We start from the raw sequence: 22,493 nt of genomic DNA, 5'->3' as shown, positions 1-22,493 counted from the left end.
TGGTCGGGGGCGGTCGGGGTGGTTGCACGGGAGGATAGCATGACCGACATGGGAACCTCCTCACACCGTGGAATGCCATGACCGGTCGCCGCGAACGCTTCCGCGATATTGCCGAGACCTTCAGCCGGCACGGTTTGGGCTTCCTGCTCGCCGCCTTGGGCGTGGACGCCCGCATCCTGGGTCCCGCGGCCCGGTTCCCCGCAGGCCAAGGCCAGAACCAGGGGCTGCCCCAACGACTACGCCTGGCCCTGGAGGAGCTGGGGGCCGTGTATGTGAAGTTCGGCCAGGTCCTTTCCACCCGCTCCGATCTCCTGCCGGCCGAGTACGTGACGGAACTGGCCAAACTCCAGGACGGGACCCCCTCGGTGCCCTTCGACGGAATCCGCGAGGTCATCGAGGCCGAGCTGGGGCCCGAGGCCCCGAAGCTGCTGGCCACCATGGATCCGAGTCCGCTGGCCACCGGTTCCATCGGCCAGGCGCATCTGGCGACGGTGAAGGGCCGCGACGTCGTCGTCAAGATCCGCCGCCCCGGCATCGTGGAACAGGTCAACAACGACCTGGAGATCATGGCAGAAATCGCCAAGCTGGCCGAACAGGCCTCGGCCACCGCCCGGGGGCTGCATCTGGCCGATACCGTCGACGAGTTCGCCCGGACGCTGCGCGGGGAACTGGACTACCTCGCCGAGGGCCGCAACGCCGAACGGTTCGCCAAGGATTTCGCCACCGATCAGAAGGTCCACATCCCCGAGGTCTTCTGGAGCACGACGACGTCGCGGGTGTTGACCCTTGAGCGCATGCGCGGGCTGAAGATCACCGATGTCCAGGGACTGCGTGACACCGGGTTGGACCCCACGGACGTGGCCTCCCGGGCGTGCAACGTGCTGCTGCGCATGGTTTTCGAACACGGGTTCTTCCATGCCGATCCGCATCCGGGGAACTTCTTCGTCGAGGACGACGGACGATTCGGCATCATCGACTTCGGCATGGTCGGACACGTCAGCGACGACCTGAAACGCCAACTCGTGAAGCTGCTGCAGGCCATCGTGGTCCGGGACCCCCACCGGATGACCACCGCCCTGTTGCGGCTCTGCGGGGGCGGGCAGAGCACGCGGCGGGCGGAACTCCAAGCACATCTGGCCCGGTTGCTGGACCGCTACGCCGATCAGCCGTTGGCCCAGGTCCCGCTGACGCTCATCGTCAACGACGTGGTCGCCATGTTGCGTCGCCACCAGCTCCGACTCCCACCCGATACCGCCTTGCTCATCAAGATGCTGGCCATGGCCGAGGGACTGGGCCAGGAGATCGACCCGGCCTTCGACCTGCTCTCCGAGGTCTCGCCCTACGCGCGCCGACTCATGCTGGCTTCGGTCTCCCCCTCCGCCATCGCCGAACAGCTCAAGCTGATCGCCTCGGAGGCACTGAACCTCGGGTCGGAAGCGCCGGAACTGATTCGCCGGGCCACCGAAATCCTGGAAAGCGGAGGCGTGGACGTACGCATCCGCACCGAGGAACTCGACGAGCTCATGGACCGGTTGGACCATACCGGCAACCGGATCGTGGCCGGGCTGGTCACCGCCGCACTCATCACGGCGGTCGGCGGGCTGGTGGGCAGCCAGCCGACGCGTTGGCATCGCTGGCCCCAGGCCCTCTTCACCGCCGGCGTGGGTGGGGTAGGCGCCCTGGGCGGCTACCTGGCCTGGACCTCACGCCGACGGCGAAGCTGATCACGGCCGGCGTTCCAGCCCGCCGCCGTCCGGCGTGGACTCACTCCTGGAGCAACATCAGCGCCGCCCGTTCACCGATCATCACCGAGGGTGCGTTGGTGTTGCCGGTGGGAACCAATGGCATGACCGAGGCATCGGCGATGCGCACGCCGTCGAGACCGCGGACCTTCAGGGTGCGCGGATCCACGACGGCCTCGGCGTCCAAACCCATGCGGCAGGTGCCGACCTGGTGGTGATAGGTCACCACCGAGTCGCGTACGTACTGCTCCAGGTCCTCGTCGGCGACCTGAGGTCCCGGGTAGACCTCGGTGGCACCCCAGGCAGCCAAGGCCTCCGTGCGACCGATCCTCCGACAGTGGACCACCGAGGCCACGAGGGCATCGACATCGGCTCGTTCGGAGAGTGCCCGCAGGTCGATGCTGACCGGATCCGATGCTTCCGGCCCGGTCAGACGGACCTCTCCCCGGCTGTGCGGACGGACCAGACCGCCAAGCATCGAGAATCCCCCGTCGGCACCGGTCATCTCCCCTCCCGCATAGTCCTGCGAGTACATCGGCACGGAGAAGAAGATCGGTTGGGTATCAGGGACTTCCAGGTCCGGGCGGCTCTTGGCGAAGAGGTGCACCTCCGCGGGGGCGGCGGTCAGTTCCGGCACCGGGCGGTCGCTCGAGAAGATCACGGGTGACAGCAGGTGGTCTTGGAGGTTTTTACCCACTCCGGGAAGGTCGTGGACGACGTCGATGCCGACTTCTGCCAGTTCATCCGCCGGGCCGATCCCCGAGCGCAGCAGCAGCTCGGGGGAATTGATGACTCCGGCCGCAAGAATGGTCTCCGCCGCGCGCAACACCCGCTGGCCACCGCTATCCTCCACCTCCACCCCGAGGACGGTGCCGTCTTCGATGAGCAACCGGTGGGCCCGGGTCCCGGTGAGCAGGGTGAGATTCGGGTGGTCGGCCACGGGCTTGAGATAGGCGTGCCAGGTATTGAATCTCTGCCCGTCCCGGACATTGAGCTGCATCCGGGAAACGCCCTCGGGGTTCCCCGAGTTGTAGTCATCGTTGAGCTCGAAACCGGCTTCGACGGCGGCCTCGAGCATCGAGTCCTGGATCGGATTGTGCTCGTAACCGGTGCTCACGTCCAGCAGCCCGTCACCACCGCGTGTCTCCGAGGCCCCGCCATCGTAGTTTTCGATCTTCTTGAACAGCGGAAGAACGTCCTTCCAGGACCAGCCCGGGCACCCGAGGTAGGCCCAGGTGTCGTAGTCCTGGCGGGCGCCTCGGACCCAGATCGTGGCGTTCAGCGCATGGGAGCCGCCCATGACCTTGCCCCGCGGCAGGTGCAGGCTACGCCCTGCTGCCCCGTCCTGCGCAGTGCTGTAGTAATCCCAATCCTGTTCGCTATGCCAGAGGGCACCGAGCGTGCAGACATTGGCGATGTCGGGGTTGGTGTCCTGTTCCCCTGCTTCGATCACGGCGACCCGTTTTCCCGCGTCAAGCAGGCGTCTGGCGATGACGTTGCCGGCGGAGCCCGCGCCGATGACAAGGTGGTCGAATTGCTGGTCTTCCATGTGTTCCTCTCCGTGGCACGCGCGATGCGATCAACCAGGCGTTGTCGATGTGGGGGCGCGGTCTCGGCCGGTCAGCCGGCGATGACCTGCGGGACGCCCAGGGCCTTGAGTCCGGCGACGCCGAATTCGAGTCCGTAGCCGGACTGCTTGACCCCGCCAAAGGGGACCCGCGGGTCCACGGCCCCGTGCTTGTTGATCCACACGGTGCCGGCTTCGATGCGGGCGGCAACCTCACGGGCCCGTGCCGGGTCGGCCGACCAGACGGAGGCACCGAGGCCCACGTCCAAGCCATTGGCCATCTGCACGGCTTCGTCGATCGTCGAGTAGCGGATGATCGGCAGGGCAGGACCGAACTGTTCCTCGGCCACCAGCGGGTTGGCATTGTCGATGTCGGCGACCAGGGTCGTCGGGTAGAAATACCCGGGCTGGCCGGACTCCGGGTTCCCTCCCATGAGCATCCGGGCCCCCGAGGCCCTGGCGTCCTCGACGAGCTTCGCAACGATGTCGTATTGGGCCTGGTTCTGCAGCGGGCCCAGCACGTTCCCCTCGTCCAGCCCGATACCCATGGGCATCTTCCCCGCCACCTCGACCAAGGCATCGCAGACCTGGTCGTAGATGGCGTCCGGGACGTAGAGCCGTTTCATGGCTGCGCAGGTTTGCCCGGTATTGATGAAGGCCCCCCAGAAGAGGTCCTCGGCAATGGCTTGGGGGTCGACGTCGTCGAGCACGATCCCCGCGTCGTTGCCGCCGAGTTCCAGGGTCAGGCGTTTCACGGTGTCGGCGGAGGAACGAATGATCGCCTTGCCCGTGGCGGTGGATCCGGTGAACATGATCTTGTCGACGTCCTTGTGGGCGGATAGTGCCTCACCGACGTCGCGGCCGCCGGGGACCACCTGTAGCAACCCCTCCGGCAGTGCCTGGTTCATCACCGCTGCCAGGGCCAATACCGACAGCGGGGTGTATTCGCTGGGCTTGAGGACCACGGTGTTGCCCATGCGCAATGACGGGGCGATCTGCCAGACGGAGATCATCATCGGCCAGTTCCACGGGCCGATGGCCCCCACGACCCCCAGTGGACGGTAGTGCACCACGGCATGGGTTTCCCCGTCGTCCACCACGACCTCGGGTTCGAGTTCGAAAGCGGCTGCGGCCCGCAGCCAGGCCGAACACGCCCCCACTTCGAAGCGGGCGTTGGGCCCGTTCAGCGGCTTGCCCTGTTCGCGGGAGAGTAGTTCGGCCAACGCCTCGGCGGAGGCCTCCACCGCGTCGGCCGCCGCGTTGAGGTACTCGCTGCGCTCGGCGTGGGAGCGCGCGCCCCACCCCGGTTGCGCCGACCTGGCGACGGAGACGGCCGCATCCAGGTCGGCGGCGGTCTGCACGGGGGTCTGCCCGATGAGTTCTCCGGTGGCCGGGTCGCTGATGGCGCGGCCCTCCCCCGATCCGACGATCCGGGCCAACAGATCCTGGTAGGTCATTGTCGCGGTGGCCGGCTGCGTGCTCATGGGCTGCTCCTATGCTGCGTGCGCCGCCCGGGGGACGGCGCGTGGTGGTCACTGACCTCCCACTTTGCCGTGGAACAGCGCCGGTGTCTTGTCTTTCCGGGTTCCGGTGTTGGACGCCAGCGCAGTGTTCCCCGACCCGCAGCGGAAAGACTACCGGCCCGCCTCCTGGACGTCACCGTCCACCATCTCCTCCAGGGGGTCGACTTCAGGGGTCGAAAGGTAGCGTTCCAGACTGTCATCCAACTCGCGCAGCCACGGGGTATGGTGCGTGGCCGCCATCGTTCCGGTCTTCACCGATCTGTAGGTCTTATCCCGGTAGGTCAGGATGTTCTTCTGCTTATCTTCCTTCCAGGCCAGGAAGATCTCCACGACCTCATCGACGTCGAAGGGCGGGTAGTCGGTGGCCTCGAGCAGGTCACGGATGTAGTCGGCCTGGAACCGTACTTCATCGGCATCGCCGTCGATGGCCAGGAAGCTCTCACGCCAGCGGCGCATATGCTCGGTGCGCTCCTGGGCCGAGGGCAGCTGGGTTTGCCCGAGGATCACATCACGCACATACCAGGCTTGGGCGTCGAACATGTTGAAGGTGAACCACTGGTCCTGGGCACCGAGGTAGAAGAGCTTCTCGTTGACGTCGGAGACGACGCCGCGGTACAGGCCGTCCGGGTAGACGTTATTGGGCGAATTCAGCGCCACGTCGGCAGGAAGGAACGGGTACTTATGCAGATAGCCGGTGCACAGGATCACTGCGTCAACGTGGCGGGAGGTGCCGTCGACGAAGTGGACGATCTGGCCCTCGAACCGATCGATCAGCGGTACTTCCTGCATCCCGGTGGGCCAGTCGTAGCCCATGGGGCCGCTGCGGTAGCTCAGCGTCACCGAACGTGCACCCATCTTGAAGGCCTGGACGCCGATGTCCTCGGCTGAATAGCTGGCGCCGATCAGCAGGACGTCCTGATCGGCCAGCTTCTCGGCACCGCGGAAGTCGTGGGCGTGGTGCAAGGTCCCGTGGAAGGTCTCGATGCCTGCGAAGTCGGGGACGTTGGGGAAACTGAAGTGTCCGGAACCGACGACGACGTGGTCGAATTCCTCGGTCTTGCTGGTGCCTGCGGACAGGTCATCCACGACCACCGTGAACTTCTGCGATTGCTCGCTAAAGTGGACCCACCGCACCGCATGGCAGAAGTGGACCTGCTCCTTGAGCCCGGACTGGGCCATCCGCCCGTCGATGTAGTCCCACAGCACCGGTCGTGGTGGGTAGGAGGAAATCGGGCGGCCGAAATGTTCGTCGAAGCTGTAGTCGCTGAATTCCAGTGCTTCCTTGGGGCCATTGGACCAGAGGTTGCGATACATGCTCGAGTGCACCGGCTCGCCGAACTCATCGATCCCGGTGCGCCAGTTGTAGTTCCATTGCCCGCCCCAGTCGTCCTGCTTTTCGTAGCAGACGACCTCCGGGACGTCCTTGCCGGCCTGTCGTGCTGCCTCGAAGGCTCGCAGTTGTGCCATGCCGCTGGGTCCGGCCCCAATAATTGCCACGCGTTGTGCCACGAAAATCCATCCTTCCGGCCTCTTCGGCCCCTGCATCAGCTGGGCCGCACGGAGTCCCGGAGTAACCGGTAGTACACCTCGACGCACGGCTTCAGTCGTCTTCTGTCCCGCCTGCCGCGCTGAAGTTCCGCTGCGGTCCTTACGGACGGTGGGTGCGTGGAATCCGCACCGTGAATCCTCCGACCTTACCACCGGGTAGGTTTTTGCCCTGCCGCCCGTCGGACACGCTTCCGGAGGCCGACCTGGGGAATCAAACAAATATTAACTTGACGCATCAACTATATGCGTTCACGATAGATGCATACGCATACAAAACTTGCTTGATCGACACCCCTCAGGAGACAGACATGGCAGCAACCTTGACCCCCGGCATCTGGCAGCTCGACACCGCGCACACGGACATCGGATTCAGTGTTCGGCATGCCGGCATCAGCAAGGTGCGCGGGTCTTTCACCGACGCCGACGCCACCTTGGAAGTCCACGATTCCCTCGCGTCCTCCACCGTGAGGGCCTCCATCAAGACCGACTCCTTCGATTCCAAGGACCCCAATCGCGATGGACACGTCAAAGGCGCTGACTTCTTCGACGTCGAGGAGTTCCCCGAGATGAGGTTCGTTTCCACCGGCGCGCAGGGCTCCACGGAGGAATTCACCCTCTCCGGTGAATTGACCATCAAGGAGACGACCTTGCCCGTCGAGCTCGAGGTCGAATTCGGCGGAGTCGCCGTCGACCCCTTCGGCACCACCCGGGCCGGCTTCTCGGCCACCACCCAGATCTCCCGCAAGGCCTTCGGCATCACCTGGAACGCAGCACTCGAGGCCGGTGGAGTCCTGGTCGGAGATCAGGTCACCATCACGGTCGACTCGGCCTTCGTCCTGCCCGCCGCAGACTAGCCGGATCAGGTCAACGGATCACGACGCCAGCCACGCCCCGACACGGGGTGGCGGCTGGCCTCTTGTGGCCCAGCGTCCCTGGAAGTCGCTAGTTCAACACCACTGCCTTGAGGGAATCCGATTCCCGCGCGGCCAACGTCAGCGCGAATTCCGTCTCCTCCAGAGCGAAACGGTGGGTGATCACGGCCTCCACATCGACGGCACCGGAGGCGATGAGACCCAAAGCCGTCGGATAGGTGTTCGCATACCTGAAGACCCCGCTGATGGTCAGCTCCCGGCCCTGGATGAGCGGCACACTCACGGAAACCTCGTCGGTACCCATCCCGACCAGCACGGCCCGTCCGGCGGGAGCCAGCGCGCGGAGTCCGTGATCCAGTGCGGCTCCAGCGCCGGAGCATTCCAGCAGAACGGTGAAGTCCCCGGGCAGTTCCTCCCCGGCCCGTACCGCCTCCAACCCCATCGCTCTGGCCACCGACAGTCGATACTCGTTCACGTCCGTCACGGTCACCCCATCCGCTCCCTGGGCGCGGGCGACCTGCGCCGCGAGCAGGCCGATCGGTCCCGCCCCGGCGACCAGCACCCGATCCCCCGCGGTGATGGAGGCCTTGCGGGCAGCCCACACCCCCACCGAGACGGGCTCTGCCAGGGCCGCCTGCTCGAGAGAGATTTCCCCCGGAGCCCGGTGGGCGAAATCGGCGTCGATCACCACGTACCTGGAAATGGAACCGTCCACCGGTGGGGTCGCGAAGAAGACGACCTCGGGGCACAGGTTATAGCGTCCAGACCGGCACTGGAGACAGCGCCGGCAGGGCACCCCGGGCTCCAAGGCGACCTGCTCGCCCACCCTCGACGGATCGACCCCCGAGCCGACGGCAGTGATGAGGCCCGCCGACTCATGACCGATCACCATCGGGGCCTCCAACACGAAATCCCCGATCCGGCCCTGCTCGTAATAGTGGATATCCGAGCCGCAGATGCCGGTGGCCTTCACCGCGACCAGGACCTGGCCATGGTCCGGGGCCGGAACCGGCCGGTCCTCGATGACGACCTCACGGATGCCACGAAGAACTGCGCTGGGATTTTCCATGGTTCTGATGCTATCGCCTCCCGCCGGCAGCCGGGCAGCATCGGCGGTCCAGGAAATCAACCTACTTCTTTTCTGAAAAGTTACTAGAAAATCTTACGACTGGCGTTAGTGTGGAGCACAGGTAGTCATCATCCGGGGGGAAGCGTGCAGGACATATTCACGTCAGGGGGCCCTGCTCATGGTGGCTTCGATGCCTGATGCTCCTCAAGACCGGATTCCTTCCCCTGCAGAGGGAACGACGGAGACCGATCTGGTTCGGCGGTTGGCCAACGGCGACACCGGGGCGATGGAGGCCTTCTATGAACTGACGTGCCGGCGGGCCTACGGCTTGGCCTGCCATATCCTCGGTGATCCGCTGCGGGCCCAATCAGTTCTTCACGATGTCTACCTGGATGCCTGGCGCAGGATGCGTCGGGACTGCCCCGCGACGGGGACCGAGGTCTCGTGGATCCTCTCCCTGGTCTTCGAGCATTGCCCCTGCCCCCTCCGGGTGGGCTGGCCACCCGTCGCCCGCATCCCCCGACGCGACGAGCTGATATGCCGGACAAATACACCAGGTTCGCCCCGTTCTACGACGCCCTCTCCGGGGAATGGCCGGTCTACCGGGCCGGTCGGGTCCGCGGAATCCGCGCCCTGCAACCGGCACCGGGCGATCAGATCCTCGATATCGGTTGCGGCACCGGATTGAACTTCGCCTCATTGCAGGCCGGGATCGGGAAGACCGGACGCATCGTGGGCATCGACAGCAGCGCGGCGATGCTCCGGCAGGCACGTCGCAGAGTGCAAGCCCGGGGGTGGACCAACGTGGCGCTGATCCAGGCCGATGCCCAAACCATGACCGCCGCCGAGCTGTCCTCAACGCTGCGCCACCAGGGGGCCCGCCCGCATTCGGCGAAGGCCCTGGCCACCTATTCCTTATCGCTGATGCCTCACTGGCAGACGGCCTTCGACCACGTGTGCTCGACGTTGGTACCCGGCGGGACCATCTGCGTCGTTGATATGCAGCGCCCTCTCGGGGCGGCCCGTGCGCTGGGCTGGCTGGCGGAGGCCGCCTGCCGGCTCGGTGGTTCCGATATCACCGCCCACCCCTGGACCGCCGTGGAGGAGCAATGCACCGACGTCGTCCCCGACCAGGCCCGTGGGGGCCATCTACAGATCCGCGCCGGAAGGATTCCCCTGCCGACCGGGAACAGGAGTCACCCCAGCGAACGGTAACCACGGATGATTCGTTCCGTGGCACTGAGGCAGACCAGGCCAGCCCACACCGCGGCGATCTGCCACGCCACCATCGGGAAGACCAGCCACAACACATGCACCACGATGGTTTCCGTCCCTTCTGTTAACCCCGAGATAAAGGACAAGGAGCGGCCATCGTCAATGCGCCGGCCGGTCTTCTCGGCAATCGAGGAGAAGGCCAGGAAGGCGGTGCCGTTGATGTAGTAGGCGAAGACCACCAGCAGGAAGGGCAACCAGGGGGCGCCGAAGGCCTCCGTGGCACCCCATCCGACGCCGATGACGGTGGCCCCGTAGACCACGAAGTCGGCACAGATATCCCAAAAGCCGCCCTGCCCGGTGTCTTCGGCACCGGTCCGCGCGCGACGAATCCGTGCCAGCGGTCCGTCCAGCCCGTCGGCCAGCCGGCACAGGAGCCAGGCCAGGAGTGCTGGAGTCCACCATTGAGCCGCAGCGAACCCGGCCGAGGCCAAGCCGAGGACCAGGTTCAGGCCGGTCAGCCGGTCCGGGGTGATCCAAGGGACGTCCAGCCGCCGTGCTGTCCGGTCCGCGAGACCGGCACTGAACTGGCGTAGTCGTGCGTCAAACATGAGGTTTCCGTTCCTTCCGGTGCTTCCAAGCCGCGAACAGGACCCCACCCAGGATCAGGACGCCCAGGACCGCCGCGGCCAGCTCCAATTGCCATCCGGGGTCGGTGCCATAGGCGCCCAGCGTGACGTACGCGGCGGTTCCGGGCAGGATGCCCAACGCCGTCCCCAAGAAATACGATCCCCAGCTGATCGAGGTCAGGCCCGCCGCATAGTTGATGGCCGTGAACGGCAGCACCGGGACCAGCCGGAGGCCGATCACCGACAGCGTGCCCCGGCGCCTGAGGGCATCATCAACGCGGCGGACCCGGGTTCCGGTGAACTTTTCCACGGCGTCCCGGCCCAGCCAGCGGCCCAGCCAGAAAGCGCCCGCGGCACCCAGCATCGCCCCGCCATAGACCAAGCCGATTCCCGCCCAGAAACCAAAGACCAGGCCCGCGGCCACCGAGAGAACACTTTTGGGCACCGGCGACAAGGTCAGTGCCGCATACCCGAGCACGAACACGCTCATTCCCCACCCCCCGGTCCCGCGCAACGAGGTCCGCAGCTCCTCCACCCCCGGCAGGGGAAGGCGCAGGACCAGCACGGACAGGATCGCCAGCAAAACCACCAGTACTGTCAACCGGACCAGGGCACGACGCCGACCGTTCATGCCTTGCACCGCTCGGCCAGGGGCCCCTCGGCAATCCACGCCCCGGGAGGATAATGGTCCACAGCCGGCCCGCCGGGCCGGACCCCACCGAGAATCAGGAGATTGTCGTGCTCTTCACCACCGACCACCAGCATCGAAGCGGCCAACACAGCCGACTCTCCGCCCGCTTCGAAATCGCCTACACGACCGTCGATTTCCTGGCAGCGGTCTTGTTCATCGTCGGCAGCATCTTCTTCTTCCGGGAGTCGACGACGATCCTGGCCACCTGGCTTTTCCTCGTCGGTTCCGTGTGCTTCGCACTCAAACCCACCTTGCGTCTGATCCGTGAGATCAAGCTCGTCCGGCTGGATGAACTCCAGGGCCTGACCGGCACCACGGATCAGGGCACCAGCTAACCGCATCCCCTCAAGAACCCAGTCGGAGGAACCATGAACGACCGTTTGCCCGTCATCGTTTTCGATGTGAACGAGACCCTGTCCGATATGTCGGTGCTGGGGTGGAGCTTCGAGCAGCTCGGAGCCCCCGCCGCGCTGGCCGATCAGTGGTTCGCCCGGCTGCTGCGGGATGGTTTCGCGCTGGCCGCCGCCGGCGACAACGCCGATTTCGCCGTCCTGGGACGCGGAAACCTGCACGCACTGTTCGACCGTCTTGATCTCTCCTGTCCCACGGCGGTGGCCGTGGAGACCATCATGGAGACCCTCTCCGGTCTCGGGTTGCACGCGGATGTCGCCGACGGGGTGAAAGCTCTGCATGAGGCCGGCCATCGCCTGGTCACGCTCAGCAACGGCGCCGCCACCCTGGCCGAATCGATGATCTCGGCCGCCGGCCTGCGCGGGTATTTCGACCTTGTGCTCTCGGTCGCCCAGGCCCCGGCGTGGAAGCCCGCTGCGGCAGCATACGCTTATGCCGCTTCCGCCTGTGCCGCGGATCCGGCGGACCTGCTGCTGGTGGCGGTGCATCCCTGGGACGTCCATGGCGCGGCGCGGGCCGGCCTGCGCACCGCCTGGCTCAATCGGGACGGCACCAGCTACCCCGGACATTTTATTGCCCCGGAGCTGACCATCACCCGGCTGACGGATCTTCCACGGGCGCTGGTATCGCGCTGAGGGCGTCGGTGGTCCGCCGCGCCTAGACATGGTCGGTGACCAGCTGATCGATGGCGTCGCCCGTTGCGTTGGGAGTGGAACCCGTGGTCGTCGCGGTCGGTTCCTCGGGTAGGACCCAGAGCGCCGAACGCGGAATCTGCAACCGCACCGGCGTCCCCTGCGCCACCGGCAGCGCCCAGGGGGCTTCGGCGTGGAGCAGCTGTCCGCCGACCTGCACGGTGAGTATCCGTCTGGCCCCCTGTGGCTTCACGGCACTGACGATCGCCGGTATTCCGGGGCCGTCGACGCCACTGACCATGATGCTTTCCTGCCGAAAAATCAGGGTTCCCGGCCCGGAGGCACCGGCAGCGTCCTCCGGCAACGCCAAGCTTCCCAGCTCCGATTCATGCCGACCGCCGCGGACCGTGCCCGGGACCTCGTTGAGGCCACCCATCAGCCGGTTGACCTCGAGGGATACCGGACGGGTGTAGATCTCCTGGACGGCGGCATGTTGCAAGAGGCACCCGTTCCCGAGCAGGGCAACGCGTTCGGCGACGGCAACGGCCTCGTCTCGGTCGTGGGTGACCAGCAGCAGGGTCGGGGAAAGTTGGCGACGCACCTCGGCCAGCAAATCGTGCATGCTGGTCCGCAGCCCGGGGTCCAGAGCGCTGAAGGGCTCATCGAGGAGGAGCAGGCCCGGCCGAGCGGCCAGGGCGCGGGCCAGGGCCACCCGCTGTTGTTGTCCCCCGGAGAGCTCGGTGGCACGCCGATTTCCCAAGTCACCGAGCTGGACGACGTCCAGGAAGTCCGCGGCGTCGCGGCGGGCCTCTCGGCGGGGGACACCGCGCACCCGTGCGGCGAAGGCAACGTTGTCCAGGACGTTCAAATGGGGAAAGAGCAACGGGCGTTGGGACACCAGGGAAATGCCGCGCTGTTCGGGCCGGATCGGGGCGAGGTCCGTGCCCCCGAGCACGACCCGGCCGGCATCGGGGACCTCAAGTCCGGCCACCGAGCGCAGCAACGTGCTCTTACCCGACCCCGAGGGGCCCAAGACCGCTGTGCAGGAACCAGCACGGACCTCCAGGCTGATGCCTGCCAAGGCCGGGCGGACGGTACCGGGAAAGGTGGTGATCAGGTCTTCGATGACCAGTGTTGCACTCATGAGCGGACTCCCAGACGTCGACGGGTGTGGATTGCCGCTCCCAGCAACAGGACCAGCGGAGGCAGGACGGCGGTGACCGACAGCACCGAGAGCATCGCATCATTGCCGGTTCCGGCAGCGGCCGAGGCCACCAGCAGGGGGACGGTCACCAGCGTGCCGCCGCCCACCAGCAAGGTGACCACATAATCGCTCCACCCCACCAGGAAGGCCAGAAAGGCAGCACGCATGAGGGCGGGAGCCAGTAATGGCAGGTGCACCCGGCTCAGCACGCGCCACCGGGAGGCGCCGAGCATACGTGCTTCATCCTCGAAGCCGCACTCATAGGCGCCGTAGGCCACCCGCAGGGTGAACGTCGTATAGGGCAAGGCATAAACGGCAAGAACCAGAACGATGCCGAACATCGGCGGAAGATGCAAGCGTAGGAACAGCACGTTCAGCCCGAAGGCGGCGGCAAAGGGTGGCAGGGCCAACGGCGCGAACACCAGGGCACTGAGGAACCCTGCGCCGTGCGGACGGTGGAACGCGAAGGCCCGCGCCGCCAGCAGGCCCATCGGGGTGGCCACCGCCATGACCGCCAGCGCCACGCCCAAGGAACGCCCAAAGGCGGGCACCGCCCCCTGCGCCAGGGCCTCCTGTACTGCCCCGGTCCCCCATTCCTGGGGCAGGATGCCCGGAAAGGACCAGCGCTCGGCGAAGAACCACAGAGCCAAGGGCAGCAGGGGGGCCAGGAACCAGACGGTCATGGCCAGCACCAGCAGCCACCTTCCCCAACGCCCGAGCCGTCGTGAAGCGAATAGGCCGTTGCGCGTCGCCTCCTTCCGGGACTCGGCGGGGGCGGGGAGGATCACTGCCATAGCGGCACCCGGCGCAGCGCCAGCGCGGCGAGGCCCGCGGCTCCCAGGGCGACGATGGTCGTGACCACGGCCAGTGCCGCCGCTTCGGGACGTGAGGACAATGAGGCCGAGCTGAAGAGCCGCAGGGCCATGACCGGTAGCGGTTCGGGGTAGGGCCGGCCCAGCAGCCAAGCCACTTCATAGGATCCGAAAACGTAGACGAAGACGATCGTTGCCGAAACTCCCAGGGCGGGCAGGCTCAGCGGGACCAGGACATGGCGCAGGCGCCGCAATCGGCCGGCGCCCAAGAGCGCGGCCGTTTCGTCGTAGGCGGTGGCCCGGGTCAGGAGGACACCGGTCACGACGAGGGCGACGAACGCCGATTCCTTCCAGCTATAGGCCGCGATGACCGCGATCCAGGCGGGCCCGCCCACCAGTTCGGGCCAGGAGTCGGCGCCGAAGATCCGGGCGAGGAAGCCCGCATCCCCGAGCAGCAGCCCCATTGAGGCGGCACCGACCAGATGCGGAAACGGGATGCTCCAGGTCGAGACCATGGCGATCAGGCGCCCGCCGAAACGTCCGCGCATCACCAACATGGCCGTGACGAAACCGAAGATCACGGCGATCAGTGTCGAAGCTGCGGCGATGCCGAAGGACAGTGCGACGGCCGATGGCAGGTCGGGGGCCACCGTGAGATAGGCGCTGGAGTTCAGCGTGGGCGGCCCCGCAAAGGGCAGCAAGCCCAGGCTTTGCATCAGGGCCGCCAGTAGACCGCCGACCACGACGAAGAAGCTGATCACCGTTGCCGGAAGCACCAGCAGGGTCGCCTTTCTATTTCCCACCGAGCAGCTCCCGGCGCCATCCCTGGTCAAGTTCGCTGACCCACTCGGCAGATAATTCGGGGTTGGCCTTGCGGGAGAGGACCTCGTAGGCAGGAACCACACTCGAGGTGGGCAGCGCCTCGAAGAGCTGCTGCTGCCGATGGTCCAACCTCTCCGCGGAGACGACGGGGAACTGGCCCCAGATGCGCGGGTCCGCCTTGGTGGCCTGTTGCTCGGCCGAGAGGGCGATATTGGCGACCACCATGGCGCCTGCCTGGTTCCCCGAGGTGGCGGGGACGGCCAGGAAGCTGGCGTTGCCCAGGGTGCCGCCGTCGAGTTCCAACACCGTGGTTTGCGGCGGGTAGGTACCGTCCTTGACCAGCTTCGTCAGCGTTGCGGGGCCGTAGGTCATGGTGAAGTCGACTTGTCCGTCGGCGAAGAGCGCATTGAGTTCCTCCCCGCTTTTGGGGTAGGTCCGTCCCTCGCGCCATAACGCGGGGGCCACTTCCGACATCGCGTCGAAGAGCGCGGGAGTGAGGTCCTCATAGGCGGAGCGGTCGAAGGCCAGGGGCACGTTCTCATATCCTCCGGAGACCGAGTTGAGGACCTGGCGGGTGAAGACCGATCCGGTGAAATCGGGAGGTGCCGGATACGTGAATCGTCCGGGGTTCTTTCGCGCCCATTGCAACAGCTCTGCGATGGATCCCGGCGGGCGCTCGACGGTGGCCGCGTTGTAGACCACCGTGAACTGGGCCTTGTTCCACGGTGCCTCGCAGTCTTCGACCGGGGTGCCGAAATCGTTCGTCAGCAGCGGGTCCTGGGGCGCCGTCAGTGCCATGTTCGGCAGCAGCGAGGTCCACCCGCAGGCCCAAGCCCCTGCCTGTTTGCCGGTGCCGAAGTTATCGCCATTGACCCACACCAGGTCAACGGCCCCGTCAGTGGTACCAGCCTGGACCTCGCTGAGCACCCGGTTCATGGCGTCCTTGGTGTCCGCCACCGGTACCCGCTCGAGCTTCACGCCGACTTCGGCGGCCGCTGGGACCAGATGCTGGTCGATGTAGGTGTTGCCCTGCTGATCACCGCCGTACATCCACAACTTCACGGTCTGGCCACGTGCCTGGTCACTGACCTGGGCCCAATCGTCGAACGTCCGGGCCGTGGGAGCGGCGCCAGAGCAGGCCGAGAGCCCGGCGACGGTACCGGTCATAACGGCGGCGGCCAGAAACTTTCGGCGGCTCCAGGAGCTCATGTCTTTCATTCGGAGCAGCTGTCCTTTTCGGATGGGGCACGGTGGGCGGGCTTGCGGTCCGGCGTCTACATCACGCCGCGGGCGGCACGGTCCAGCCGGGGTCGGTCAAGAAGGCTCAGCCGCCCCCGTCCCTGGCGCAGAATCCCGCCGGCGGCGAATTCGGACATGATCTTGCTGGTCGCCTCCCGGGAGGCACCGAGCAATCCAGCCAGTTGTTCGTGTGTCAAACGAATGGTCCGGTGCTGGCCGAAACGCGGTGGCCCGGTGGCGTCGTCGAGTTTGAGCAGCGTGGAGGCCACTTGTGCCGAGAGCGGCAGCAGTGCCAGATCGGTGAGCCGTTGCTCCAGTCTGGCCACCTGTTCGCCGAGCAAACGTGATACGCGGACGGCGATGCGGGGGTCAGCCAGCAGTTGTCCCTCGACCTGGCCGACGCTGAGCGTGCAGACCTTCGAGGTCTCGATTGCTTCCGCGTAGTTGTCATACATGCGCTGGCCCACCAGCAGCATTTCACCGAACACCGCGCCTGGTTCCAGGATGGCCATCGTCAGCGCCTTGCCGTCCTCGGCGACGCGGAAGATCCTCACCCGACCGGATTTGAGCACGAAGAGCTCCATCGCCGGTTCACCGGGGCTGAACAGCACTGTGCCCCGATCATAGGTCCGTGGGGGAAGCATGCGGTCCATGGCAGCAATTTCAGCGGCCGAAAGGTCGGCGAAGAGATCGACCTCGCGCAGGCAACTGAAGTGTTCGTAGAGCTCGGGCACTAGTGGTTCGGCCTCTCGTTGGCGTGGTGCCCACGGGCGCAGATCGCCCGGAACGGCTGCCGTCATTTCGAGCGAGCAGTTATCGGTCATGGTCGCACCTCGAACGAACGCCCGGCAACGCGGGGGTTGATGTCAGCGTCCGGGGATTGCCCCGCGGTGTCAGTCAGCAGGAGGCGCCCGCAAGGCGCTGAGGCTCTGCCCTGACGTTCTGGCGCTGTTGCCCGCATGGGGTCCATCCATTCTCGGAGTCGTTGGTGCGTCCTCGATTGCCTCACGCTAGACGCCGCGGACCGTGGTGTTCAGTGAACTGGACTACACAACGTCATGCTGCAGGCCCGCTACCGGATTCCTGCTGGTTCAGGCACCGGCGGCCGTACTATTCCAATCATGGAACGCTTCGAAAATCTGGATATGTCACCCAAGGATCGAACCATCGAGTTCCTGGTGGTTGGTGGAGGCTCGGCGGGGATCGTCGGCGCGAAGACCGCTGCCGGTTTCGGCGTCAAAACGCTCCTCGTGGAGCGTGCGCGTCCCGGAGGAGACTGCCTGTACACCGGATGTGTCCCCTCGAAGACCTTGCTTTCCTCTGCCGAGGAATCGGTGCAGGGCCACCGCTCGGGCGGGCAGCGCCTGGAATTCGGCACGGCGCGCGAACGGATCGCTGCGGCAATCGCCACGATCGAACCGGGAGATACCCCGGAGGCATTGGGGGCCGCGGGCGTCGAGGTCATGCAGGGAACACTGGTGTTCCGCGGTCCCGGCCGGGCCGACGTCGATGGGCGAACCATCCGCTTTCGGCAGGCCCTACTGGCCACCGGCAGCGCGCCTTCCGCTCCGCTGATTCCGGGCCTCGATCCGTGCCTGACAGTGACCTCTGACAGCATCTGGGATGTCACCGAGCTGCCGGATCGGTTGGTCGTCGTGGGAGGCGGACCCATCGCTTGTGAAATCGGTCAGGCCTTCGCCCGACTCGGATCTGCCGTGACCCTGGTGGTCCGCTCGCGCCTGCTGCCCAAGGAAGACCTCGAGGCAGCGGATATCCTGCGCCGGAGCCTGCAGGACGACGGGACACGGATCCTGGAGGAGGCGGCCATCACCGAAGCCACCGGTGGTCCCGACGATGCCACTTTGCATTTGGACACCGGAGAAGACGTCGTCGCCCACCTGGTGCTCCTGGCCACCGGCCGCAGCCCCCGGACCTCCGGACTCGGGCTGGAAACCATCGGCGTGAAGCTGGATACGCGCGGACACGTTCTCACCGATGCCACCTTGCGCACCTCGAACCCGCTCATTCGTGCCGCGGGCGATATCACCGCCTACGAGGACTTCACCCACGTGGCGGGCTTGCACGGGAGCGTCGCTGCCTCCAATGCGGCGCTGGGCCTGCGCCGCAGGATCCCCGCCGTCGTGCCCCGCGTCACCTTCACCTCACCCGAAGTCGCAGCCGTCGGACGCGGCGCCGCGTCCCAACCCGGTGACCGGGTGCATACCAGCTGGCATGGCGAACTCGATCGGGCCATCACCGCCGGCCAGACGCAGGGTTATACGCAGGTCGTCGTGGATCGGCGGGGCAAGCTCGTCGGAGGGACCATCGTGGGGCCCCGGGCCGGGGACACCCTGGCCGAGCTGACCTTGGCGGTGCACTCCAGACTGAGTGCCTCGGAGGTTGCCGGGACGATCCATCCGTATCCGACCTATTCCGAGGCGCTACGCGACGCGGCACTCGAGGATGTCCAGGCCCGGTTGGCTGCCCCGCCGATGAGCTTGGCCACCGGCCTCCTGGCCCGGGTTCGTCGGGCGTGGATAGCCAAAAACCCCGGACGGAACAGGTAACCCGCTGTACCCCTGCCCCACCGGTCGTTCGCTGCGTCCTTACTCCTTGGAGTATTGGGCGACGAGTTCGCGTTTGAGGATCTTGCCGCTGGGTCCGACCGGGAACTCGGAGACGATCTGCACTATCCGCGGGTACTTATAGGCTGCCACCCCGTCCTTGGCGTAGGCGCGGATGTCGTCGGCGGTGAGCTTGCTACCCGGGACCAACGAGACCGCTGCCGCGACCTCCTGGCCGTGGGTTGCATCCTCCACGCCGAAGACGGCAACGCTGTCGATGTCTGGATGTTCCATCAGGAACTCCTCCACCTCGCGTGGATACACGTTGTAGCCGTTGCGCAGGATCATTTCCTTCTTGCGGTCCATGATCCGCAGGATGCCGTCGTCGTCCTTGGTCCCCAGGTCTCCGGTACGGAACCAGCCGTCGACGACCGCTTCTGCGGTGGCCTCGGGGCGGTTGAGGTAGCCGGAAAAGAGGTTGTGTCCGCGGACCACGAACTCGCCCAGCTCTCCGCGGGGCAGGAATTCGATGGATTCGGCCACCTCGGGACGGGCGACCTCGATATCCACACCCCAGATGGCCTTGCCGACACTGCCGGGAACCGGCACGTCGCCCACGTGGTTGAAGGCGGCCACCGGTGAGGTCTCGGTCAGCCCCCAGCCCTCATGGACCGGTGCGCCGAAGGCCTCCTCGAAGTTGTGCAGTGCTGCCACCGACAACGCGGAGCCGCCGGACACTGCGTAACGCAGTTTGGCCGGCTTCTCCGGGCGGTCCCGATGAGCCTGGAGCAGTCCCATGTACATGGTGGGCACCCCGCAGAAGATATCCACGTCGTTGTCCAGCAGCAGATCCAAGGCGGCGGCCGGGGTGAACTTGGGCAGCAGCATGATCTCCGCTCCGGCGCGGAGCCCGGCATTGAGCACCACGGTCTGTCCGAAGGTGTGAAACAGCGGCAATCCGCCGAAGACGCGGTCCCCCTCGCGGTAGTCGAAGGTGCTGGTCAGCAGCACATTGACCTGCTCCAGGAGGGCGAAGTGGCAGCCCAATGCCCCCTTGGGTTTGCCGGTGGTGCCCGAGGTGTAGAGGATCGTCGCGTTGTCGTCGGGGCGCATCGGCAGGTAGGTGTCGATGGGTGTTGCCTGACCCGCGAGGTCTTCGAGGCGGTCCGGCCCCTCGCCTTCCGGGGCGAGAACGGTCACCACATCGACGTCGGATGCCGCGGCGGCCTTCGCACCTTCACCGAGCAGCGGGGCCGCACAGACCAGCAGGGAGGCCTCGGCGTCGTTGAGGATGTATTCGATTTCGTGGCGCTTCAAGAGGGCGTGCACGGGCACGACGGTCGCGCCCAGGGCCAGCACCGCATAGTAGGTGCGGGCGAAGTCGATGACGTTGGGGATCAATACGGCCACCCGGGAGCCGGGGCCGATGCCACGATCACGCAGCGCACCGGCGTAGGCGCGGGTCTGGTCCCATAGCTGCGCATAGCTCACGGTTTCCCCCGCCAACGTCATGGCCGGGCGGTCGCCGAAGCGTTGGGCGGATTCCGCGACGATGGCGGCAACTGACAGGGTGGCGAACATTGCCGCTCCTCGACTCGTGGGATATGTCACATCAGTGTGTAATGAAACCGAGGCCCACGTCAAGAAACTCCGTTCCACGCCGCCCCCGGAACCATCCGGTGGACGACGATCGCTCGAGGCGCCCATGGTGGGTGGCGGGGCGGAATGCCGGACGAAGGGTGGCCTGCACCACCGGCGCCCCCTGGCAGACCGATGGCCGCAGACTACTGCGACGAGTCTGCGGCCATCGGGCATCACCTTCAACCAAGCAGAATTAGCCTAGCCTTACTTGATTAGGCTGTAAAGATGATGCGTAATCAATGATCCGGTGGTGATCATGGCTTCTTCGACTTGCCGATGGCCCACACCCGGGGCAAGGCGGTGCCGTTCACGGTCAGGTCCCCGATCAGGCGGGCCTTGAAGACCGCCGGGTTGTGGTTCCCCGCGGTGCGGGCATTGCGCCAATGCCGGTCCAGGTTCTTCACCGTGGAGGTGGCCGAGGCCGCCAGCGCGTCGAAGGCGTGCGAAAGGGCGTCCACCGAAAGCGGGGTCAGCGCCACCTGGCCCTGTGCGGAGGCCAGTTCGGCGCCGTCGTTCAGCTCTTCCTCGCGATCGGTGTCGATCCGTCCGGCCCTGAGGTCCGCTGCGGCATCGTGGGCTTCCTGCAGGGAGGCGGCCACCCGTTCGACGATGGACTCCCCCGCGAACCCTGCGGCGGAGACCTCCCCGACGATCTGCAGGATCTGCGGGTCTTCGCGCCAGACCGGTGCAGCGGCATGGCTGAAGGTGCGGGTACGGCGATGGACCTCGGCGGCGAACTCCCGTTCGGCGGCACGGATGCTGCCGGCCTGCACGGCCAGCAACACCGTCTGGTAGAACGCCGTCTGGTATTTGAAGCGGGTTTCAAAATCGATCAGGCTCTCCTGGCGCACGACGGCGTCGACGAAGATCGAGGTTCCCGAGCCGGTGGTCTGCTGGCCGAAACCATCCCAGTCATCGTGGTGGCGCACCCCAGCCTGGTGGGCATCGACGGCGGCGATGACCCGACGGCCGGTGTCGGTGCGTTCGGAGTAGACATCGATCCAGTCGGCGAAGATGCTGCCGGTCGAGTAGTACTTGGTCCCGTTGACCCGGAAGAGGCCGGGGCCCAGCTCGGGGGCCGGGTCCACGGTGGTCTGGACCTGCCCGACTTCGACGGCTCCGACCTCGGTCCAGGCGTTGCCGACCAGTTCACCGCGCACGAAACGGCGCAACCATCGATCACGGGCTTCACCGGGCTCGGCCAGGATCCGGTCCTCGACGAAGGCGAAGTGGGCGCGCAGGGCCTGGGGGATGTTCGAGTCGGCGGCCGCCAGTTCGGTCAACAGGGCGAAGAGTTGCGGCAGGCTGGCTCCGAAGCCGCCGTCCTCCACGGCCACCCGCAGGGCCCCGAACCCGGCCGCGGCCAGTTCCCGGATCTGCGCCACCGGGAGCTGGTGGTCCTTTTCACGGGCAGAGGATTCCGCGGCGATCCCAGCGAAGAGCGGTCGGAAACGGGCGGCCAGCTGTTGGTACTGCGGCAGGGTCGTTTCGAGTCGGGCTACGGGGTGGATGACCGCCGCGGGGCGCCCCGGTTCGGCGAAGGTGGGCTGTCCTGCCGCTGCGGCGGTGGGTTTAACGGTCTGCTGGCTCATGGGCCCTCCTGCGGATCGGGCGCCAGGCGGCGCCGGGGGGAACGATTCGGAAGCCCGCGATCGGGGCCTCCCGACCGAAGCTATCCGTCCGTCCCTCGGTCCCCGACAGGCTTGACGGTCGGTGACCTCCCGTGACGAAACATGGCGCCCCTCCCCGGTCACCGGCCCGCCACCACGCCCCTCGGGTGTCACCTTCGGTCTTCCGCCGTCACGGGAGGTCACCCGGGGACCGGTGTTCCCGGCGGTCGGGAGCGGCCTCGGCCAGGCCCCGGGGGCCTCCTAGTTTCCCGTGCGCGGAACGAACATGATGACCGCGACGCCCACCAGGCAGATCGCCGCCCCCACGAGGTCCCACCGATCGGGACGGAACCCGTCGAAGGCCATCCCCCAGAGCAGGGAACCGGCGACGAACACTCCGCCATAAGCAGCCAGGATCCGCCCGAAGTTCGCCTCGGGCTGCAAGGTCGCCACGAACCCGTAGACACCGAGGGCCATGACCCCGAGGCCGGCGAGCCACCAGGCCCGGTCCTCGCGTACGGCCTGCCAGATCAGCCAGGCGCCACCGATTTCGGCGACGGCTGCCAGGGCGAAGAGGACGATGGATTTCGTGATGGTCATGCCTCCAGTCTGACCGACGCCCCCCTTCCCCGGAGTTGGGTGGGCGCCCACCTGTCCTTCGCCGGCCCGGCGGGGCAGACTGGTTCCACGATCCAACGCGGGTCT

The 22,493-nt window shown here is 66.5% G+C and carries 20 protein-coding genes; 6 read left to right on the top strand and 14 right to left on the bottom strand.

Annotated elements, in window-relative coordinates:
• Positions 1-77: 77 nt before the first annotated feature.
• The gene (locus tag AC3ZI9_RS02510; protein ID WP_444566620.1) at positions 78-1,724 is read left to right on the top strand and encodes an ABC1 kinase family protein; all 1,647 of its coding nucleotides are present in this window, start codon (positions 78-80) and stop codon (positions 1,722-1,724) included.
• Between the two features lie 40 nt (positions 1,725-1,764).
• On the opposite strand, the gene AC3ZI9_RS02505 is transcribed toward AC3ZI9_RS02510, so the two are convergent.
• From AC3ZI9_RS02505 to AC3ZI9_RS02495, 3 genes are all read right to left on the bottom strand, one after another.
• The gene (locus tag AC3ZI9_RS02505; RefSeq protein ID WP_444566619.1) at positions 1,765-3,291 is read right to left on the bottom strand and encodes a GMC family oxidoreductase; all 1,527 of its coding nucleotides are present in this window, start codon (positions 3,289-3,291) and stop codon (positions 1,765-1,767) included.
• A 71-nt stretch (positions 3,292-3,362) separates the two neighbouring features.
• On the bottom strand, positions 3,363-4,793 hold the full coding sequence (locus AC3ZI9_RS02500; RefSeq protein ID WP_444566618.1) for an aldehyde dehydrogenase family protein: 1,431 nt from the start codon (positions 4,791-4,793) through the stop codon (positions 3,363-3,365).
• A gap of 150 nt (positions 4,794-4,943) precedes the next feature.
• Positions 4,944-6,341: a trimethylamine monooxygenase gene (locus tag AC3ZI9_RS02495; protein ID WP_489923807.1), complete on the bottom strand. Its 1,398-nt coding sequence runs from the start codon at positions 6,339-6,341 to the stop codon at positions 4,944-4,946.
• A 347-nt stretch (positions 6,342-6,688) separates the two neighbouring features.
• Here AC3ZI9_RS02495 and AC3ZI9_RS02490 point away from each other — a divergent pair, with 347 nt between their 5' ends.
• Positions 6,689-7,234 carry a YceI family protein gene (locus AC3ZI9_RS02490; protein WP_444566617.1) on the top strand — a complete coding sequence of 182 codons (546 nt, stop codon included), beginning with the start codon at positions 6,689-6,691 and terminating at the stop codon, positions 7,232-7,234.
• A gap of 88 nt (positions 7,235-7,322) precedes the next feature.
• On the opposite strand, the gene AC3ZI9_RS02485 is transcribed toward AC3ZI9_RS02490, so the two are convergent.
• Positions 7,323-8,321, bottom strand: coding sequence for an NAD(P)-dependent alcohol dehydrogenase (locus AC3ZI9_RS02485; protein ID WP_444566616.1), 999 nt, complete (start codon positions 8,319-8,321; stop codon positions 7,323-7,325).
• 537 nt (positions 8,322-8,858) lie between these two features.
• On the opposite strand from AC3ZI9_RS02485, the gene AC3ZI9_RS02480 reads away from it, so the two are divergent.
• Complete coding sequence (locus tag AC3ZI9_RS02480; RefSeq protein WP_444566615.1) at positions 8,859-9,536, top strand: class I SAM-dependent methyltransferase; 678 nt, start codon at positions 8,859-8,861, stop codon at positions 9,534-9,536.
• Here the strand turns inward: AC3ZI9_RS02480 and AC3ZI9_RS02475 are convergent.
• Together AC3ZI9_RS02475 and AC3ZI9_RS02470 are read right to left on the bottom strand one after the other, a co-directional pair.
• Complete coding sequence (locus AC3ZI9_RS02475; protein ID WP_443348183.1) at positions 9,518-10,144, bottom strand: CDP-alcohol phosphatidyltransferase family protein; 627 nt, start codon at positions 10,142-10,144, stop codon at positions 9,518-9,520. The two genes, AC3ZI9_RS02480 and AC3ZI9_RS02475, sit on opposite strands and share 19 nt — an antisense overlap.
• Positions 10,137-10,793: a TVP38/TMEM64 family protein gene (locus AC3ZI9_RS02470; RefSeq protein WP_443384046.1), complete on the bottom strand. Its 657-nt coding sequence runs from the start codon at positions 10,791-10,793 to the stop codon at positions 10,137-10,139. Before AC3ZI9_RS02470 ends, AC3ZI9_RS02475 begins: the two co-directional genes overlap by 8 nt.
• 107 nt (positions 10,794-10,900) lie before the next feature.
• Between AC3ZI9_RS02470 and AC3ZI9_RS02465 the strand changes: the two genes are divergently transcribed.
• Together AC3ZI9_RS02465 and AC3ZI9_RS02460 are read left to right on the top strand one after the other, a co-directional pair.
• Positions 10,901-11,188 (top strand): YrhK family protein, encoded by a 288-nt coding sequence (locus tag AC3ZI9_RS02465; RefSeq protein ID WP_443384045.1) that lies wholly within the window; start codon positions 10,901-10,903, stop codon positions 11,186-11,188.
• Between the two features lie 33 nt (positions 11,189-11,221).
• Positions 11,222-11,899: a haloacid dehalogenase type II gene (locus tag AC3ZI9_RS02460; protein WP_444554203.1), complete on the top strand. Its 678-nt coding sequence runs from the start codon at positions 11,222-11,224 to the stop codon at positions 11,897-11,899.
• Between the two features lie 22 nt (positions 11,900-11,921).
• Here the strand turns inward: AC3ZI9_RS02460 and AC3ZI9_RS02455 are convergent, their stop codons facing one another.
• From AC3ZI9_RS02455 to AC3ZI9_RS02435, 5 genes are all read right to left on the bottom strand, one after another.
• Positions 11,922-13,040 (bottom strand): ABC transporter ATP-binding protein, encoded by a 1,119-nt coding sequence (locus tag AC3ZI9_RS02455; RefSeq protein WP_444554204.1) that lies wholly within the window; start codon positions 13,038-13,040, stop codon positions 11,922-11,924.
• The gene (locus tag AC3ZI9_RS02450; RefSeq protein ID WP_444554205.1) at positions 13,037-13,894 is read right to left on the bottom strand and encodes an ABC transporter permease; all 858 of its coding nucleotides are present in this window, start codon (positions 13,892-13,894) and stop codon (positions 13,037-13,039) included. Before AC3ZI9_RS02450 ends, AC3ZI9_RS02455 begins: the two co-directional genes overlap by 4 nt.
• The gene (locus tag AC3ZI9_RS02445; RefSeq protein WP_444566613.1) at positions 13,885-14,715 is read right to left on the bottom strand and encodes an ABC transporter permease; all 831 of its coding nucleotides are present in this window, start codon (positions 14,713-14,715) and stop codon (positions 13,885-13,887) included. Before AC3ZI9_RS02445 ends, AC3ZI9_RS02450 begins: the two co-directional genes overlap by 10 nt.
• Entirely contained in the window at positions 14,705-15,943 is a 1,239-nt protein-coding gene (locus AC3ZI9_RS02440; RefSeq protein WP_443348175.1) for an ABC transporter substrate-binding protein, read from the bottom strand. Before AC3ZI9_RS02440 ends, AC3ZI9_RS02445 begins: the two co-directional genes overlap by 11 nt.
• A 65-nt stretch (positions 15,944-16,008) precedes the next feature.
• Positions 16,009-16,797 (bottom strand): Crp/Fnr family transcriptional regulator, encoded by a 789-nt coding sequence (locus AC3ZI9_RS02435; RefSeq protein ID WP_444554208.1) that lies wholly within the window; start codon positions 16,795-16,797, stop codon positions 16,009-16,011.
• A 297-nt stretch (positions 16,798-17,094) separates the two neighbouring features.
• On the opposite strand from AC3ZI9_RS02435, the gene AC3ZI9_RS02430 reads away from it, so the two are divergent.
• Entirely contained in the window at positions 17,095-18,540 is a 1,446-nt protein-coding gene (locus tag AC3ZI9_RS02430; RefSeq protein ID WP_444566612.1) for a dihydrolipoyl dehydrogenase family protein, read from the top strand.
• Positions 18,541-18,579: 39 nt separating this feature from the next.
• Here the strand turns inward: AC3ZI9_RS02430 and AC3ZI9_RS02425 are convergent, their stop codons facing one another.
• The 3 genes from AC3ZI9_RS02425 to AC3ZI9_RS02415 all read right to left on the bottom strand — a co-directional run bounded on the left by AC3ZI9_RS02425 (position 18,580) and on the right by AC3ZI9_RS02415 (position 22,388).
• Positions 18,580-20,118, bottom strand: coding sequence for an AMP-binding protein (locus tag AC3ZI9_RS02425; RefSeq protein ID WP_444566611.1), 1,539 nt, complete (start codon positions 20,116-20,118; stop codon positions 18,580-18,582).
• A 314-nt stretch (positions 20,119-20,432) separates the two neighbouring features.
• Positions 20,433-21,770, bottom strand: a complete 1,338-nt coding sequence (locus tag AC3ZI9_RS02420) for an acyl-CoA dehydrogenase family protein (RefSeq protein WP_444566610.1) — start codon at positions 21,768-21,770, stop codon at positions 20,433-20,435.
• Between the two features lie 279 nt (positions 21,771-22,049).
• Positions 22,050-22,388 carry a YnfA family protein gene (locus AC3ZI9_RS02415; RefSeq protein ID WP_443384213.1) on the bottom strand — a complete coding sequence of 113 codons (339 nt, stop codon included), beginning with the start codon at positions 22,386-22,388 and terminating at the stop codon, positions 22,050-22,052.
• Positions 22,389-22,493 lie beyond the last annotated feature (105 nt).

It is taken from the genome of Arthrobacter sp. AOP36-F1-5 (genome assembly GCF_058137995.1).
The sequence above is the reverse complement of the archived record's forward strand: the minus strand, read 5'-3'. Positions and strand labels throughout refer to the sequence as shown.